General features: G+C 41.1%; 13 protein-coding genes and 1 pseudogene. 7 read left to right on the plus strand and 7 right to left on the minus strand.

Annotated features, from left to right (window positions below; translation table 11 throughout):
* Nucleotides 1-11: 11 nt before the first annotated feature.
* Nucleotides 12-299, minus strand: coding sequence for a YdhR family protein (locus DX873_RS14850; RefSeq protein ID WP_116185295.1), 288 nt, complete (start codon nucleotides 297-299; stop codon nucleotides 12-14).
* A 15-nt stretch (nucleotides 300-314) separates the two neighbouring features.
* A complete protein-coding gene (locus DX873_RS14855) occupies nucleotides 315-1,178 on the minus strand; it encodes a hydroxypyruvate isomerase family protein (protein WP_116185296.1) in 864 nt (287 codons plus the stop codon).
* A 45-nt stretch (nucleotides 1,179-1,223) separates the two neighbouring features.
* Between DX873_RS14855 and DX873_RS14860 the strand changes: the two genes are divergently transcribed.
* The 4 genes and pseudogenes from DX873_RS14860 to DX873_RS14880 all read left to right on the plus strand — a co-directional run.
* A complete protein-coding gene (locus tag DX873_RS14860) occupies nucleotides 1,224-1,460 on the plus strand; it encodes a DUF3820 family protein (protein WP_116185472.1) in 237 nt (78 codons plus the stop codon).
* A 55-nt stretch (nucleotides 1,461-1,515) separates the two neighbouring features.
* Nucleotides 1,516-3,150 carry a CTP synthase gene (locus tag DX873_RS14865; RefSeq protein ID WP_116185297.1) on the plus strand — a complete coding sequence of 545 codons (1,635 nt, stop codon included), beginning with the start codon at nucleotides 1,516-1,518 and terminating at the stop codon, nucleotides 3,148-3,150.
* Nucleotides 3,151-3,215: 65 nt separating this feature from the next.
* The gene (yidC, locus tag DX873_RS14870; protein WP_116185298.1) at nucleotides 3,216-5,084 is read left to right on the plus strand and encodes a membrane protein insertase YidC; all 1,869 of its coding nucleotides are present in this window, start codon (nucleotides 3,216-3,218) and stop codon (nucleotides 5,082-5,084) included.
* A gap of 239 nt (nucleotides 5,085-5,323) precedes the next feature.
* Nucleotides 5,324-5,725 (plus strand): annotated as a pseudogene (locus DX873_RS14880) (DUF6515 family protein); the annotation flags it as partial.
* A gap of 286 nt (nucleotides 5,726-6,011) precedes the next feature.
* Here the strand turns inward: DX873_RS14880 and DX873_RS14885 are convergent.
* Nucleotides 6,012-8,528 (minus strand): fasciclin domain-containing protein, encoded by a 2,517-nt coding sequence (locus DX873_RS14885; protein WP_232520952.1) that lies wholly within the window; start codon nucleotides 8,526-8,528, stop codon nucleotides 6,012-6,014.
* A 68-nt stretch (nucleotides 8,529-8,596) separates the two neighbouring features.
* Nucleotides 8,597-10,483: a fasciclin domain-containing protein gene (locus DX873_RS14890; protein ID WP_116185301.1), complete on the minus strand. Its 1,887-nt coding sequence runs from the start codon at nucleotides 10,481-10,483 to the stop codon at nucleotides 8,597-8,599.
* Between the two features lie 449 nt (nucleotides 10,484-10,932).
* Here DX873_RS14890 and mnmA point away from each other — a divergent pair, with 449 nt between their 5' ends.
* From mnmA to DX873_RS14905, 3 genes are read left to right on the plus strand one after another with little or no spacing between them, the layout of a single operon-like run.
* Nucleotides 10,933-12,123, plus strand: coding sequence for a tRNA 2-thiouridine(34) synthase MnmA (gene mnmA / locus DX873_RS14895; RefSeq protein ID WP_116185302.1), 1,191 nt, complete (start codon nucleotides 10,933-10,935; stop codon nucleotides 12,121-12,123).
* Nucleotide 12,124: 1 nt separating this feature from the next.
* Complete coding sequence (locus DX873_RS14900; RefSeq protein WP_116185303.1) at nucleotides 12,125-13,069, plus strand: NAD(P)H-dependent flavin oxidoreductase; 945 nt, start codon at nucleotides 12,125-12,127, stop codon at nucleotides 13,067-13,069.
* Nucleotides 13,070-13,116: 47 nt separating this feature from the next.
* Nucleotides 13,117-13,587: a YfiM family lipoprotein gene (locus tag DX873_RS14905; protein ID WP_181899522.1), complete on the plus strand. Its 471-nt coding sequence runs from the start codon at nucleotides 13,117-13,119 to the stop codon at nucleotides 13,585-13,587.
* A gap of 7 nt (nucleotides 13,588-13,594) precedes the next feature.
* Here the strand turns inward: DX873_RS14905 and DX873_RS14910 are convergent, their stop codons facing one another.
* Genes DX873_RS14910 through DX873_RS14920 form a run of 3 tightly spaced genes read right to left on the minus strand, consistent with a single transcriptional unit; the run spans nucleotide 13,595 to nucleotide 17,153 of the window.
* Nucleotides 13,595-14,929 (minus strand): DUF58 domain-containing protein, encoded by a 1,335-nt coding sequence (locus DX873_RS14910; RefSeq protein WP_232520953.1) that lies wholly within the window; start codon nucleotides 14,927-14,929, stop codon nucleotides 13,595-13,597.
* Nucleotides 14,930-14,938: 9 nt separating this feature from the next.
* A complete protein-coding gene (locus DX873_RS14915; RefSeq protein ID WP_116185305.1) occupies nucleotides 14,939-15,937 on the minus strand; it encodes an AAA family ATPase in 999 nt (332 codons plus the stop codon).
* Between the two features lie 4 nt (nucleotides 15,938-15,941).
* On the minus strand, nucleotides 15,942-17,153 hold the full coding sequence (locus DX873_RS14920) for a DUF4350 domain-containing protein (protein WP_116185306.1): 1,212 nt from the start codon (nucleotides 17,151-17,153) through the stop codon (nucleotides 15,942-15,944).
* Nucleotides 17,154-17,155 lie beyond the last annotated feature (2 nt).

Genomic DNA, 17,155 nt, shown 5'->3' on the forward strand with positions numbered 1-17,155 from the left:
CTTATTTAAAATCAATCCCACAGCTGAAACATAATATCCATCACCTCCATTTCAGGGGGTTCTACCATTTCATAGGCAGCGGGAATACTTTTGGCCAAATCTGACTCCTTGTAAGCTTGTAGGGACTCCATGGAATCCCATACATATACGCCACCGTATAGTCCTGGTTCTCGTAATTTCACATAATATTTTTGAAGAAGCCCGGGAAAGGCCTTGAAATCAGGTTCACGTTCTTTTGCACGTCGTCTTAATTCTTCTTCGGGCAAAGGGGATTTTACTTTAACTACCAGTAGTATCATTGAGTCATTTTTTTGTTACACATCACACCTTAAAAAAGAATCCTTCAAAGCTCCAATTTTATCTTCCCAGGTAACAATGAACTCCTGGGCAACATGACCTGTGAAGCCAGTATCCAAGATTGCCTTCATAATTGCTGGATAATACAGTTCCTGGGTCTCATCGATTTCATGCCGACCAGGAACTCCTGCCGTATGATAATGTCCAAAATATTGATGGTAGGTTTGTATAGTACGTATAATATCTCCCTCCTGAATCTGCATGTGGTAAATATCGTAGAGCAGTTTAAAATTATCACCGCCAAGACGCTTGCAAAGTTCTACGCCCCAGAGGCTATTATCACACATATAATCTGGATGGTCTATTTGATTAAAAAGCTCCATCTGAATGACAACACCATGTTTTTCGGCCAATGGCATAATCTTGGAAAGCCCATCCACGCAATTTTGCAACCCTACATAATCATTCATTCCCCTTCGATTACCACTAAAGCAGATGAGGTTGGTGTAACCAGCTTCGGCTACTTTTGGAATGATCTCGGTGTAGTTTTTAATAAGCTCTTCATGGTATTTTGGGTCGTTCCACCCTTCGGTCAAACTAATTTCTGCACCATTGCACATAGAACAATGAATGTCGTATTTTTTCAATAAGGGCCAATCCTTGGGGCCAATTAAGTCTATGGCCTTAACCCCTAATTGGTTCAATATTTTAAGGAAATCCTCTAGGGGCATATAATTAAAGCACCATTGGCAAACACTGTGGTTTACGTTGTGCTTCAATTTAAAATCTTGAAAGGAATTTAGGTCTTTGGCCATTGAGGATGTTGTGGCCAAACCGGCAGAGCCCAAAGCTGCTGCAGAAATAAAATTACGTCTTTTCATTGTTTGGATGATTGTTCCAAGAAAGATAGTACTTTGGCTTCACAAATGGAAACACTGCCCAACAACAAACAATTGATTGAGCTGGCGCATTACAAAATGCCTTACGGTAAATACAAGGGCAGGTATTTGGTCGACCTTCCTCTACCTTATTTGGTGTGGTTCAGGCAGAAGGGTTTTCCGGAGGGAAAATTGGGAAATTACTTGAACACAATGCTCACGATCAAGGATAATGGTTTGGAACCCATTATTCGCAAACTACAAAAAGAATTTCCTCTGAAATGACCCTGTTTTCTGCGCGGCAATTTGTACCTTTACGCCCCGTAATAGAAAATCCAATATGTCACAGACCAAGTACATTTTCGTTACGGGAGGCGTTTCCTCATCTTTGGGAAAAGGAATCATTGCCGCATCCTTGGCCAAATTACTGCAAGCCAGGGGTTACCGAACAACCATACAAAAACTTGACCCCTATATTAACGTAGATCCCGGAACGTTAAATCCTTACGAACATGGTGAATGCTATGTAACGCATGATGGCGCTGAAACCGACTTGGACCTTGGACATTATGAACGTTTTTTAAACGTAAAGACTTCGCAGGCAAATAATGTTACCACTGGTAGAATTTACCAAAGTGTAATTGAAAAAGAGCGTAGGGGAGAATTCTTGGGAAAGACTGTACAGGTAGTTCCACATATTACGAATGAAATTAAGGAGCGTATCCAGATTTTAGGGAACAGTGGCGATTATGATATTGTCATCACTGAGATTGGTGGAACCGTAGGGGATATTGAGTCCCTGCCATACATTGAAGCTGTCCGACAATTATTGTGGGAGCTTGGAGAAAACAACGGGATTGTTGTGCATCTAACACTGATTCCATTCTTGTCCGCCGCTGGGGAGTTAAAGACCAAACCAACCCAGCACTCTGTTAAAACTTTGATGGAGAGCGGAATCAAGGCAGATATATTGGTATGTAGAACGGAGCATGAGATTTCGGATGATATCAAAAGAAAATTGGCCCTGTTCTGCAATGTGAAGAAAGAAGCTGTTATCCAGTCTATAGACGCCTCTACCATTTATGATGTTCCCATTTTAATGCAGGAGGAAGGTTTGGATACCGTGGCATTGGAAAAATTGGCATTGTCGAAGGATGTAGAGCCCAATCTGGACCAGTGGAAAGAATTTTTGAATCGACATAAGAACCCAAAAAACAAAGTTACCATCGGCTTGATCGGTAAATATGTGGAGCTTCAGGACTCCTATAAATCTATTTTGGAATCCTTTATTCATGCCGGCGCTGCCAATGAGGTCAAGGTTGAGGTTAGATCCATCCATTCAGAACACATATCGGCCGACAACATAGATAAAAAACTTATGGGCTTGGATGGCATTTTGGTAGCTCCAGGTTTTGGTGAACGTGGAATAGAAGGAAAGATCAGTGCAGTGCGGTATGCCCGGGAAAATGATGTGCCATTTTTGGGGATTTGTTTAGGCATGCAAATGGCCGTTATTGAATTTGCCAGAAACGTGTTGGGAATGGAAAAGGCCAACTCTACGGAAATGGATGAGACAACGTCTTACCCGGTAATTAGTTTGATGGAAGAGCAAAAATCCGTTACCGATATGGGTGGTACCATGAGATTGGGAGCTTGGGACTGTCATTTAACGGAAGGAAGTCTGGTCCATAAAGTTTATGGAGCTACAGATATTGCAGAAAGGCACAGACACCGATTTGAGTTCAATAATGATTACAAGGACCAAATGACAGAGGCTGGTCTGGAGGCTACTGGCTTTAATCCCAAAACCGGTTTGGTCGAGGTCATCGAGATTCCCTCGCATCCATGGTTCATTGGAGTGCAATATCACCCGGAATATAGAAGTACCGTAGCCAGTCCGCATCCGTTGTTTGTTGGGTTTGTAAAAGCGGTACTAGCACAAAAACAGCAACAAAAGAATGCCAGTTTGGCATAAACTGCGGTTTTGGACATATATTTGCCACCGGAAATACCGATAAAGATTTCTATTAAATAATTTTCATGGAAGAGAAGAAGCTGGATATCAATTCCATAATTGGATTTGTACTGATTTTTGGGATACTCATTTTTATGTTTTACCAAAATCAGCCAACTCCGGAGGAATTGGAGGCCCAAAAGGCAAAGCAGGAGCAAGTTGAGGCTGAAGCAAAGAAAGTAGAAGAAGTTGAGGAAACCCCAATAAAAGAGACGCAACAGACAGTCAATCTAAGTGATTCTACCGCAGTGGCCGACTACAAAAGCTCTGTGGGAGCCTTTGGTTTTACCCAAGCTTCAGAGGGAACCACAAAACTGGAAAATGAGGTACTTTATTTAAAGGTAGCCAACAAAGGGGGACAGATTGTTGAGGCCAGAATGAAAAACTTTGTCACCTATGATTCTGTTCCGGTATACCTTGTTAAGGATGGGAATGCCAATTTTGCACTTAATTTTTCAACTTCCGATAATAGAACCCTTAGTACGGCTGACCTATATTTTGAACCTGCAGTAACCAAAAGTGGAGAAAATCAAGTGCTTTCAATGAAAGCCAAGATTTCCAACAATCAATTTTTGGAATACCGTTACGAAATGAAGCCCAACGAGTATCTTGTAGATTTCATTGTGAGGTCTCAAGGACTTAATGGCGTCATCAATGGTTCAAGACCTGTGACTTTGGATTGGGGTCTTAAGGGAATTCGACATAACAAAAGTGTTCAGTACGAGAACAGATATACCCGTTTGACCTATAATCATGAAGACGATAAGATCAGCAAGCTTTCCGAAAGTAGTGATCTAGACGAAGAAACTGAGCAGGATGTGAAATGGCTTTCGTACCGTCAACATTTCTTCAGTTCCATTTTGGCCACGGACAATCGCTTTAAGACCGTAGAAATCAGTTCCAAGAATTTGGTTGAAGAGGAAAGTAAGGAAGAACTCTTCACCAAAGAATATAGCACAAGAGCTCCGTTGGACCTCCAAGGTGGGGAACTTTCCCAAAACATGCATTGGTATTATGGACCGACGGATGTTAAGATACTTGATGATTACAAAGATTTAGGTTTTGCAGATTCCATTCCATTCGGATGGGGAATCTTTGGATGGATCAACCGATATGTATTTACTCCATTTTACGGATTCCTAAGTTCTTTCCTTCCTTTTGGGATTGCCATTATTGTAATGACCATTCTGGTAAGGTTGGCCTTGTCCCCGGTAACCTACAAATCTTATCTCTCCCAGGCCAAGATGAAGGTTTTGAAGCCTGAGATTACGGAAATCAATGAGAAGTATAAGGACAACGCCATGAAGAAGCAGCAAGAGACCATGAAGTTGTACAATAAAGCAGGGGTGAGTCCCATGAGTGGATGCGTTCCTGCATTGATGCAGCTTCCAATTTTTTATGCACTCTTTATGTTTTTCCCTACTTCATTTGAATTAAGGCAAAAATCATTCTTATGGGCGGAGGACCTTTCTTCTTATGATACTATTTTCAATTTGCCCTTTACTATTCCATTTTATGGAGACCACGTGAGTCTTTTCCCCATATTGGCATCGGTAGCAATCTTTTTCTACATGATGATGACCACGGGACAGAGCATGCAGATGCAACAGCAACCAGGGATGCCCAACATGAAGTTTATCATGTATCTATCTCCGTTGATGATGTTGTTCTTCTTCAACAATTATGCAAGTGGTCTGAGTTTGTATTACTTCATCTCCAATCTCATCACCATTTTTATAATGTTGGCGATCAAGAACTACATTTTGGATGAAGATAAAATCCATGCTCAAATTCAGGAGAACAAAAAGAAGCCTAAAAAAGAGAACAAGTTCCAGCGTAAGATGCGTGAAATGATGGAACAGGCTGAAGAACAAAAGAAGACAGGAAGACGCTAGGAAGTTCCAAGCTTGAAATTTATGGCCCTGCGGATTAAACCTTTAGGTTTAATTCAGGTCCTAGAAGGGTCTAACCATAATTTCAATGCTATGAAGCACATTCACCTGTTTGTATTCTTTTTCGCTTTTTTGTCCCTGGGTTCTATAGAATATGTTGAGGCTCAGATTGTCCGAACTCCGCAAGAAAGACGTGTTATAAGACGAAAGGTCGTAGACATAATCGCAGGGTTGTTAGAAGAACTTTGATGCGACTGCCCGTTAGAACTCGTCCTGTAATTTATAGAAGGGTTGCCTACTATCCAGTGGGAGGTATGTACTATACAAAACGAAGAGGGTTCTACGTAAGGGCATTTCCTCCAAGAGGTTTTAGATTAAGAGCATTACCGATCACTGCGGTTGCGCTTACAGTAAGAGGTGTTAACTATAACTATGCCGATGGGGTCTTTTACCGCACTGTAGAGGGAGAGTATGAAATAGCAACTCCACCTGTTGGCGCGGTTGTCAATGAACTTCCCAAAGATGCCGAAGAGATAGATTTTGATGGAATTTCTGCCTATGAGCTCAATGAAGCTATTTACAAAGTTGTAGAAGACGGCTATGAAATTATCGAAGTCCTAGAGGATGAAAACAAACAAGATTGATTTTTGAAAAGCTAATTAAAAGGACAAAAAAAAACTCCCTCAAGGCTTTGGGGGAGTTTTCCATTTGTAGGTGTAGTTTGGAAAGATTTGGGACTACAAAGATGAATCATATTACTGATGGAAAAAATTAATAGTTGTCAAACAGAGCTTTTTTGTATGGTAAAAATACCCTTGTTGATGTGTCATCGATGAACGGTAAAAAATAGGGATGAAAAAACCCTCTTAGCCTTTGTAGCAAGAGGGTTTATTGGTAATATAATACTTACTTTTTTTGTACTACTTGTAATTAATGTAGGATGTCTAGGACTTCTTGTGGCAGCAACACTTTGTCAATGACATGGACAATGCCGTTGCTGGCCTCATTGTCCGCTCCAATTACTTTGGCATCTACATGGGTCTTATCTCTGATAAAAACTCCATGATTGATAATAGCGAACAGTGATTCTCCTTGAACAGTACCCAGTTCTTGATGGTTGTAAAGATCAGTTGAAGCTACAGCTGCTCCAGATACTACATGATAGGTGAGTATTTTGGCCAATAACTCTTTTTCGTTGTCGGTATCAAAATCCTCTAGACTATTATATTGCGGTCCCAAGGCATGGAGCAAATCAGTAAAGGCCTCGTTGGTTGGGGCAAAAACTGTAAAAGGTCCGTCCCCACTCAAAACATCCACTAATCCGGCATCCGCCTGAATTAAAGCATCTACCAAAAGACTTAAGTCGTCAACGGATTGTGCCAACTGCACAATATTCGGGGTAGGAGGGAACAAAATATCCAATACGGCCTGCGGAAGTAATACTTTGTTGATTACATGAACCACACCATTGCTTGCTTCTACATCAGGCAGTACAACCTTCGCACTGTCATCGGTAGCATCTTCTATGTATACTTTTCCATCATCGAGGTCAATACCAATACTTTCACCTTGGAAGGTAGTTATATGTTGTCCATCTGATAGATCAGTAGAGAAAGCAGCTGTACCAGCAACTACATGATAAGTCAAAACAGAGACCAATAGGTCTAGCTCCTCTGGAGTATCAAAATCGGACAGACTATGGTAATCATCTCCTAAAAGTTCAAGTAAATCCACAAATGCTTCATTGGTAGGAGCGAATACTGTAAAGGGACCCTCGCCGCTCAAGGTTTCTACAAGACCGGCATTAGCAGTTTGTAGTGCTTGGACCAAAAGGCTTAAATCATCAGTTTCAACGGCAATTTCAACAATGGTCTTTAGTTGTAGCTTTGCTACAAAATCCAAAGCCACTTGTGGAAGAAGGACTTTATTGATTACATGCACCACTCCATTACTGGCTTCAACGTTTGGAATAACAACCGTAGCATTTTGATCGGTAGCATCAATAACATGCACGGTTCCATCTTTTAAGCTGATGCCTAATTCATCTCCAAATACTGTTGGAATCATTTGACCATCTGAAAGGTCGGTCGAAAAGGCAGCCGTGCCAGCGACTACATGATAGGTCAAAATATCTATCAACAAATCAATTTCTTCTTGAGTATCAAAATCTGCCAAACTGTTGTAATCATCTCCCAATACACCCAACAGGTTAACGAACGCTTCATTTGTGGGGGCAAATACTGTAAAAGGACCTTCACCGCTTAGAGTTTCAACCAGTCCAGCGTTAACGGCGATCAATGCATCTACCAGTAGACTAAGGTCGTCTGTCTCCACAGCGATTTCTACAATAGTTTTTAACTGTAATTGAGCGACAAAATCCAAAGCCGCTTGTGGCAACAGAACTTTATCTATGGTATGGGCCACCCCATTTGACGCCAAAATATCTGTACCGGTGATATTGGCATTAACATCGGATGCATCTCCAACAACAAAAGTGTCGTCGTTTTCAATAATTGAAATCTTGTTCCCTGAAAAAGCCGTTTCTACCTCTGCGGCTTCTAAATCCTCTTCCAAAACTTGGGCAGGCACAACATGGTATAACAAGATGTTTCGTAGAAGGTCAATTTCCTCCTCAGTATCAAAATCGTCCAAAGAAGTGTAGTCATCTCCCAATACTTCCAATAGAGCTACGAAAGCATCATCTGTTGGGGCAAATACGGTAAACGGCCCGTCGCCATTTAGTGTTTCAACAAGTTCAGCTTTGATCACTGCAGCTTCCAATAGTGAAAGTGCCTCGGTGTCAACAACAATTTCTACCAAGGTTTTTGATTCCTCTTCCTCTTCTTCGGAACCGTTGAGGGCGTCCAAAATCTGTTGCGGTAAAAGTACTTTGTTGATTACGTGTACAATTCCATTTGAAGCACTTACATCAGGTAGGATAACCTCGGCATCCGTGTCGGTTGCATCAGAAATAAATACACCTTCGTCCAGGTTTACTTCAACATCTTCTCCTTGAACAGTTGTAATCATTTGACCGTCGCTCAGGTCGGTTGAAGCTGCAGCTATTCCCGCTACAACATGGTATTGAAGAATGGTGGCCAATAGGGCTCTTTCTTCTTCTAAGTCAAAGTCTTCTAAAGAGTCAAAACCGTCCAAGTTCTGTAACAACTCTGTAAATGCATCGTTAGTGGGAGCGAAAACAGTAAAGGGCCCATCACCACTCAAAGTTCCGACTAGATCGGAATCATCATTTTCATCGGCTTTGATCAATGCGGCAACCAAGGAGCTCAGGGCCTCAGTGTTTTGGGCCGTCACAACGATGTTGCTCTCCAATTCTCCTCCCTGTGCCAGGGCTTCGGTATCGTCTTCCTGATCACAGGAAGAAAGGATAAATACTGCACTTAATAGCAGCAATAAATACGTTTTAATTTGTAGTGCTTTTTTCATTTCATACGTGTTTTTGGTTAAAAAAGTGAGGTGAAAAGGTGGGTCGGGGGATACCCACCTTTTAATTCTTAATTGTTGGTGTCTGGCAATAAAACGGCGTCCAGTACATGAATAACACCATTGGCAGCCTGTAAATCCACCACGTCTATACCAATGCCAGTATTGCCTGCCCCATCGGTAACATCAGCAATATTGCCATCTGTACCGGGTAGGGTAATAGTGAAGGTGTCTCCTTCCAAAGTAGCCGGAGTAACTGTATTGCCATCTGGAGTTAAATCACCAGATCTAATGTTGGCTCCAGAGATTACATGATGCTGCAAAACGCTAGTGAGTAGTGCAGAATCTATGTCACTTGGAGAATTCCACATGCTATTGCTATCCAACAATGCTTGGAAAGCATCGTTAGTGGGAGCAAATATTGTAAAAGGACCACCTGTCAATAAGGTTAATATAAAATCGGGTTGACCATCAGTTGTGAGAGAAGCTTCAAGAGAATCAAATGTAGGATCAGCTGCTACAAAATCGACCACGTTAGGTAGGTCAATTACTGTTTCTACGGCATGGATCACACCATTTGTTGCAACAATATCTGCGATAACTACATCGCTTATCCCATTTAAGGTAACCCCATCATCAGTATTGATGTAGAGGCTGTAGTTTGCACCAGGCTCAAATTCTGCGGCAGTGTTCACATAGGAGTTGCTTAGACCAGATGAAAAAGCCGATGTCCCAACAACCACATGGTTAGAAAGTACTGTATTGATGTCATTGGAGTTAGGGTTTGTAAATGCATCAAATGCAGTATTGACCGGAGCAAAGACTGTAAAATCTTCTTCTTCATTTGAAAGAAGGTCGGTAAAAGTAGTATTGCCGCCATCTGTTAAGGCTGCTACTAGTGAGGAAAGGTTTGGATTGGCAACGGCATGATCGACAATGTTCGGTAAATCGATTACGGCATTCACTATGTGAATTACCCCATTCAACGCTTTTACATCCGGAGTTGATACTGTAGAAACTCCATTGAAAGTAACCCCATCAGAAGTATCGAAGAAAATACTCAGGTTTTCGTCTCCAGCTCCAGTAGCGAGCGTACTTTCGTAACCAGAACCTAAGTTTGTAAGGTCAGCAGCCATAAATGAACCGCTCAAAACATGATTTAATAATACGTTGGTAAGAACATCAACGGGAATATCTTCTAAGGCAGCTCCGTCCAAGAAGTTTTCAAAGGCTTCATCCGTTGGAGCAAGAACAGTAAACGGTCCATCTCCCCGAAGTACGGTAGGAAGATCACCATCGGCTGCAACTAGGGCAGCTACCAAATTTTCCAGGTTTTCGTTTCCTATGGCCACATCCGTAATGGGTACCAAAATAATATCTGCCAACTGGTCTAAAATTGTTTGAGGCAACAAGACCTTATTTATAATATGAACCACTCCATTGGAGGTTTGTATGTCGGCTGTAGTCACATTGGCCGCTGAGTCGGTTGCGTCACCTATAGAAACACCTCCCTCGGTAGAGACTTCCAAAGTGGCCCCTTGTAGAGTGGTCAAGGTTTGTCCATTTGATAAATCCGAGCTTTGTGCTGCAGTTCCCACTATAACATGATAAGTTAAGATAGTGGCCAAAAGGTTCTGTAGCTCTTGGGAGTTGAAATCATCTAAGGAATCAAAACCATCCAATTGGGCCAATAGGTCAGAAAAAGCAGCATTGGTAGGCGCAAAAACCGTAAAAGGGCCATCTCCGCTTAAAGCACTAATCAAATCATTGTCGGCGCTTTCATCAGCTTTTTGAAGTGCACTTACCAAGCTGCTGAGGTCTGCTGTTGCTTGCGCAGTTTCAACTATAGTACTGTCATTTTCAGGTGTTGGTGATTCATTGTCGTCATCCGAACAGGATGTTAGGGTCAGTGTAAAGAGAAGTAGTGTTAATCCAGTGAAATTAATTAGTGCTTTCATGAGATTGTTTTAAGATTTATTATTGTTTAACTTGTTAAAGATATAGTTAAACAAAAATGGTTGCGTTTTGTTTGATATTTTTTATAAAAAGTTTAACAAAACTTAATTATGTACTAATGTTGTGTTAGAATTACAGAAAGTATGGTTTGATCAATTTTTGACTTATCAAACTCAAAATATTGTTTATGAGGTGATTAAAAGCTGAGTGCTAACTTTGAATACCCTATTATAGGGTAAGGACCATCTTAACTACATTAACGTTTATCATTTTTGACAACATTTTATCTGATATGATTTTGTTTATTTTTTATATATAAAAATTAATCGAAATGTAATTTTAGTGAAATTCAATGTAACGGATATTGATTGTCTTTGAGCGGCTTGGAGAGTAAACCATTTTGCCATCAATGATTACCAATTTTGTACTTTTGCAGCTTTAAGAGGAAGAGATGAAAAAGGTAGTTGTAGGACTTTCTGGAGGAGTAGATTCCAGTGTAACGGCACACCTGCTCAAAGAACAGGGTTACGAGGTCATAGGGCTGTTTATGAAGAATTGGCATGATGACACGGTAATCATTTCTGAAGAATGTCCATGGCTTGAGGATAGTAATGATGCCTTGATTGTGGCTGAAAAATTGGGAATCCCTTTTCAAACGGTTGATTTGAGCGCCGAATATAAGGAGCGCATTGTGGATTATATGTTCAGTGAATATGAGAAGGGAAGAACTCCAAACCCGGATGTTTTGTGCAATCGGGAAATAAAGTTTGATGTTTTCCTGAAAATTGCACTACAACTCGGCGCAGATTATGTGGCCACCGGGCATTATTGCAGAAAAGGTATCATCAAAAATGATGATGGCACTGAAACCTATCAACTTTTGGCCGGGAAGGATAACAATAAAGATCAATCCTATTTCCTATGTCAATTATCACAGGAGCAATTGGCAAAAACGTTGTTCCCAATTGGTGAGCTTACCAAACCAGAGGTTAGGAAAATAGCTGCGGAAAACGATTTGATCACAGCAGATAAAAAAGATTCACAAGGGCTGTGCTTTGTGGGCAAAGTACATCTACCTGAGTTTCTACAACAAAAATTAAAGCCCAAAAAAGGAATTATTGTTGAAGTCCCAAGTGATGCCTCCCAATTTTCAGTTCAAGCTCCAGAGTTTTCTAACAAGCGAGAAGAACTTAAGTTTTTGGCGGAGAAACGCGCCTATGCTCAAAATGATGGAAAAGTGGTCGGAGAGCACCAGGGAGCACACTATTTTACTATTGGGCAACGAAAGGGGCTTAATGTTGGCGGTACCAAAGAACCATTGTTTGTGATTGATACAGATGTGGACAACAATATTATATACACTGGTCAAGGTAAGATGCATCCGGGGCTGTACAGGCATACACTTTTTGTAAAAGAAGACGAACTGCACTGGGTTCGACCTGATTTGGCCTTGGAGGTAGATGAAAGCATGAAGGTGATGGCCCGGATAAGATATAGACAACCTCTTCAAAAAGCCACTTTGTACAAAATTGAAAATGGACTCTATGTCGATTTCGATGAAAAACAATCAGCAATAACAGAGGGGCAGTTTGTAGCTTGGTACCTGGATGATGAACTCGTTGGCTCTGGGGTAATATCTTAATATGGCAGAAAACAAGATTACGCAGCTTTTCGGTATCCAATTTCCTATTGTACAAGGAGGCATGATTTGGGCAAGTGGTTGGAGGTTGGCCTCCGCCGTGTCCAATGCCGGAGGATTGGGGTTATTGGGAGCAGGAAGCATGTATCCCGATGTGCTCAAAGAACATATTCAAAAATGCCAAAAAGCTACCGACAAACCTTTCGGGGTAAATGTGCCCATGCTGTATCCTCAAATTGATGAGTTGATGCAGATTATTGTGGATTCGGGAGTAAAAATAGTTTTCACCTCTGCAGGAAACCCAAAGACCTGGACGAGCTTTTTAAAAGAACATGGGGTTACCGTTGTACATGTGGTCAGTAGCATCAAATTTGCCCTTAAAGCCCAAGAAGCTGGGGTAGATGCCATAGTCGCAGAAGGTTTTGAAGCTGGAGGTCATAATGGAAGGGACGAAACCACAACGATGGTACTTATTCCCTCGGTCAAAGAGAAAATTCAGATTCCGTTGATAGCCGCAGGAGGTATTGCTACTGGAAAAGCCATGTTGGCCGCGATGGTACTAGGAGCAGACGGAGTGCAGGTAGGAAGCAGGTTTGTTGCTAGTGAGGAAGCATCATCCCATATGCTTTTCAAGGAAATGGTGGTAAAAGCCCAGGAAGGGGACACCCTGTTGACCTTAAAGGAACTTGCTCCAGTAAGAATGCTAAAAAATAAGTTTTTTATGGATGTGCAAGAAGCTTATGCCAATGGAGCATCCGTTGAAGAATTAAAAGAGTTGCTTGGAAGAGCAAGGGCAAAAAAAGGTATGTTTGAAGGTGATTTGAATGAAGGTGAACTTGAAATAGGGCAGGTATCGGGCTTGATCAACGACATTAAACCTGCAGGTCAAATAGTTGAGGATTTGATGGCGGAATTTAAAAGAGCAAAAACGGAAGTGCAAGACTTTTAGGGAATTAAGCCCATAAATCACTAACTTTTTATACATTTACCCCGCGCATGAGAACACTAATCCCCACATTGGTCCTTTTTATGCTTGCTTCATATTGCCATGGTCAGGTGGAGCGAGATAAAGCACTTCATTTTCTAGGCGGAAACTTATTTGGTCTTGCCGGAGCAGGAATTGCAAAGCAAATGTCCGATGGAAATCGGTTATGGACCTTTGTAGGTTCAGTTGCCGGAAGCACCCTTATTGGTGTTGCAAAGGAAGCCGTGGATTCCGGACAAAGAGATAATGGCTGGGATAATGATGATTTAGCAGCCACGGTATTGGGAGGTGTGACTGTAGGCGTTACTATCGAACTTTTTTCCAAAAAGAACAATAAAAAAAGACTCAGAGGAAGCTATACAAAAAGGCAGACAAAGCGTAACAAAATTGACCAGTACGAAGAATACACTGTGCTGAAGCTAAATGGTGACCAACCCCCGTCATTGATTTCTCTGGGACTTTCCCCACAAATTTTTCAATAACTGTTTTTTAGATTAGCCCTCGGGCCTTGATTTCCAAATACTTGTTTATGGTATTGATGGTCAGGTTTTCAGGTTTGGTCAAAATGGTTTGTATGCCATGCTTGCGCAGTTCATTGACAATGAGTTTTTTCTCATAAATGAATTTTTCCGCGATGGTCTGCTCAAAAATCTCCCGTACCGTTCCCGACTTTTTATCTGCAAACTTGAGAAGTTCTGTATTCTCAAAAAATATGACCACCAATAAATGTTGTTTGGCCATCGCTACCAAATAAGGGAGTTGCCTGTGCAAGGCATCCATGGTCTCAAAATTGGTATAGAGAAGAAGGAGGCTGCGCTGGTTCAAACTACGTTTTACATCAATATAAAGTCTGCTAAAATCACTCTCAACAAAGTTGGTTTCCATGTTGTAAAGTGTTTCCAGTATCAGATTCATCTGTGAACTACGACGTTCGGCAACCACTCTGTTTTCAATCTTATCGCTAAAAGAAAACATCCCGGCCTTATCCTGTTTTTTCAGGGCGATGTTGCTGATGACCAATGTGGCGTTGATGGCATAATCCAATAAACTAAGCTCGTTGAAAGGCATTTTCATGACCCTTCCCTTGTCGATTACTGAATAAATAGGTTGTGATTTTTCATCCTGGAACTGGTTCACCATCAATTGCCCCCGTTTTGCCGTGGCTTTCCAATTAATGTTTCTAATATCATCACCAAGAACGTAGTCTTTGATCTGTTCAAACTCCATGGTATGGCCTATTCGCCTTATTTTTTTTAGGCCGTATTCGTGTAGTCTGCTGGTAAAAGCGATAAGGTCGTATTTCTGAAGCTGTAAAAAAGAAGGATAAACCGGGACTTCCTGAGCTTCATCAAAAGTGTATTTTCTAGAGAGAAAACCTATAGGTGAACTGGCAAATAGGTTTAAGCTTCCAAAGGAATACACTCCACGTTCGGTAGGCCTTAGCTGGTATCCATATTTTTTGGCACCACCACTGGCTATTTTGCTGGTCATACCAAAATCCCTTTTTTGAAATTGAAAAGGAATCTCATCGATGACCTTAACGGTGGCCGTAAAAAGATATGTGTTTGAGATCTGTAACTGAATAGGATTTTCATCCCCGTTGGATAGCTTATCGGGCAATGTTCGTTTTCCTTGGATTTGCCCTTTGGAGGCAAATAACAACAAAACATCAACGATTAAAATCAGTAGAAAAACAAAAAACAAAACCTTAAAAGCTCCATAAAGGCTTGGAATCATATAGGAAAGCAAAAATCCTACAATGATTACTGTCAGAGCTATAAAAAGCCGCTTCTGAAGGTATATGGGCCTAAAAAGTTTCTTCACAAGTTGTGTCTATCTTGGTATTTCAATGCTGTCCACGATCTGTTTCACCACTTGATGGGCCGTTAGCCCTTCCATCTCACGTTCAGGAGTCAACATGATACGGTGTCCCAAAACCGGAATTGCCACCTTTTTAATATCGTCGGGGATAATAAAATCTCGCCCGTTAATAGCAGCCAACGCCTTCGACGCATCCATAATAGCAATGGAAGCCCTTGGAGAGGCCCCTAGGTAAAGATTGGCATTGGTTCTGGTATTGTCCACAATGGAAGCAATATATTTGAGTAGATTTTTCTCTACTATAATTTCCTTGATGGTTCTTTGGTACTCCGCAATCTGTTTGGCTGTAAGAAGGGTGTTCACCAAATCTTCCTCTATTTGGTCTTTTTGTTCGTGCTTGCTTTCCAATATTTTGATTTCTTCCTCAAGGGATGGATATTCCACATTGATCTTAAAAAGAAAACGGTCCAATTGGGCCTCGGGCAATCTATAGGTTCCCTCTTGTTCAATAGGGTTTTGGGTGGCAAATACCAAAAAAGGAGGTTCCATGGGATATTCTGTGCCATCCATAGTGATTTGCCTTTCGGCCATGGCCTCAAAAAGGGCGGCCTGTGTTTTTGCCGGAGCCCGGTTGATTTCATCAATTAGAATGATATTGGAGAAAAGCGGCCCTTTTTTAAATTCAAACTCGGAAGTTTTTACATTAAAAATCGACGTGCCTAAAATATCGCTGGGCATCAGGTCCGGGGTAAATTGAATACGGCTGAAATCTACATTCATGGTCTTTGCCAGTAACTTAGCGGTAACCGTTTTGGCAACTCCGGGAACTCCTTCAATTAGGGAATGTCCGTTGGCCAAAATTGAAATGATCAACAGTTCGATCATATCATGTTGACCAATAATCACTCTTCCCAATTCGGATTTAATTTTGGAAACGGCTTCTTGTAACTGGGTAAGATCCACTCTGGAGCTAAATTGTAGTGAATCGTCTTGTAGTTCTTGTTCTTCCATGTATTTATTGCTTAAAAGCGGTTATCTTTTTATTAAGTTCAATACTGTCCTGTTCGGAATGTATCTTTTTGTTCTTCAATCCTAGGATTAATTCTATAAGTTCCTTGGTTTCTTTTATGCTCTTACCGGCCTTTGAGGCCAATAGTTGAACGGTTTTTTCATTAAGGCTTGAGGTATCTATATAGTATCGATTCCTTAAATATGCCATAAAATAGTTCAATTTTTTGTTTACCAAATCCGTATAGTCCTTGTTCTGGTGATATAGTGAGCCTACGGCCTGTGCAAATTCCACTGACGAATTTTTCAGAGGTTCTATTATCGGGATTATCCGTTGTTCTCTTTTGCCACGGAAAAAGACAAATAACAAAATACCAATCACAGTAAGGTAATAGGCCCACTTTAATGAAACTTGGGTAAGTACAAAGCGCATGGGCGAATCTATGATTACCCTCCCAGCCTTTTTATAATCGTCCCAATAAAGAAGATCTTCATCTGGTAAATAAGAAAACGAATGCGAAACATAATCTTGATTGCCCGTTAGCATGTAATAATTGGAATAGGCCTGGGGCGTGGTGTTGATGATGAACGAGCCTTTTCCAAATTTGGTCTTAATCATATTGGGCCTACTGACCCGTTCATTGGGTTGGCCTTCCAGGTAATTTTCCTTGGTGTAGGTAATGTGCCCCAGAATTGTAGTGTTGGTAGAATCAACACTGGTAAAATGGGAGTTAAAAATCCCCCTGGACAGCTTAAACTCTTCTTGCTTAAATTTTTTATGGGTCAAACTAAGTACTGCGGTACCCTCCATGAGATTATAATCAGAGGCTATGTTGATGTTCAAGGTATCCATTAGCTCCCAGCCAAAGCCGGTTGCCGATATAAAAACAGTGTTCCCTCTATCTACATAATCCAAAAGTTGATTAGTTTCTTGTTTGTCCAAATCCACAAATTCGTTGACGAATAGATAATTTGAGGACAACGTAGTATCTGTTTCCACAAGTACATCATACACACTTTTATCAATGGTTTTGATAGTATCATTGACAAAAAGAGAAGGAAGTTCATTGTAGAGCACATAACACCCAAATGGAATTTTGTCCGTGGAGGTATATGATGGGCGCCAATTGAGGGGCTTTGGACGTACAATCTCGGTGATGATTATTCCTAAGACCGCTAGGACAAATATGCCGATTACGATTTTTGACCTTCTATCCATAG

The organism is Flagellimonas nanhaiensis (assembly GCF_003382275.1).
In the GTDB taxonomy this organism is placed as follows: Bacteria; Bacteroidota; Bacteroidia; order Flavobacteriales; family Flavobacteriaceae; genus Flagellimonas; species Flagellimonas nanhaiensis.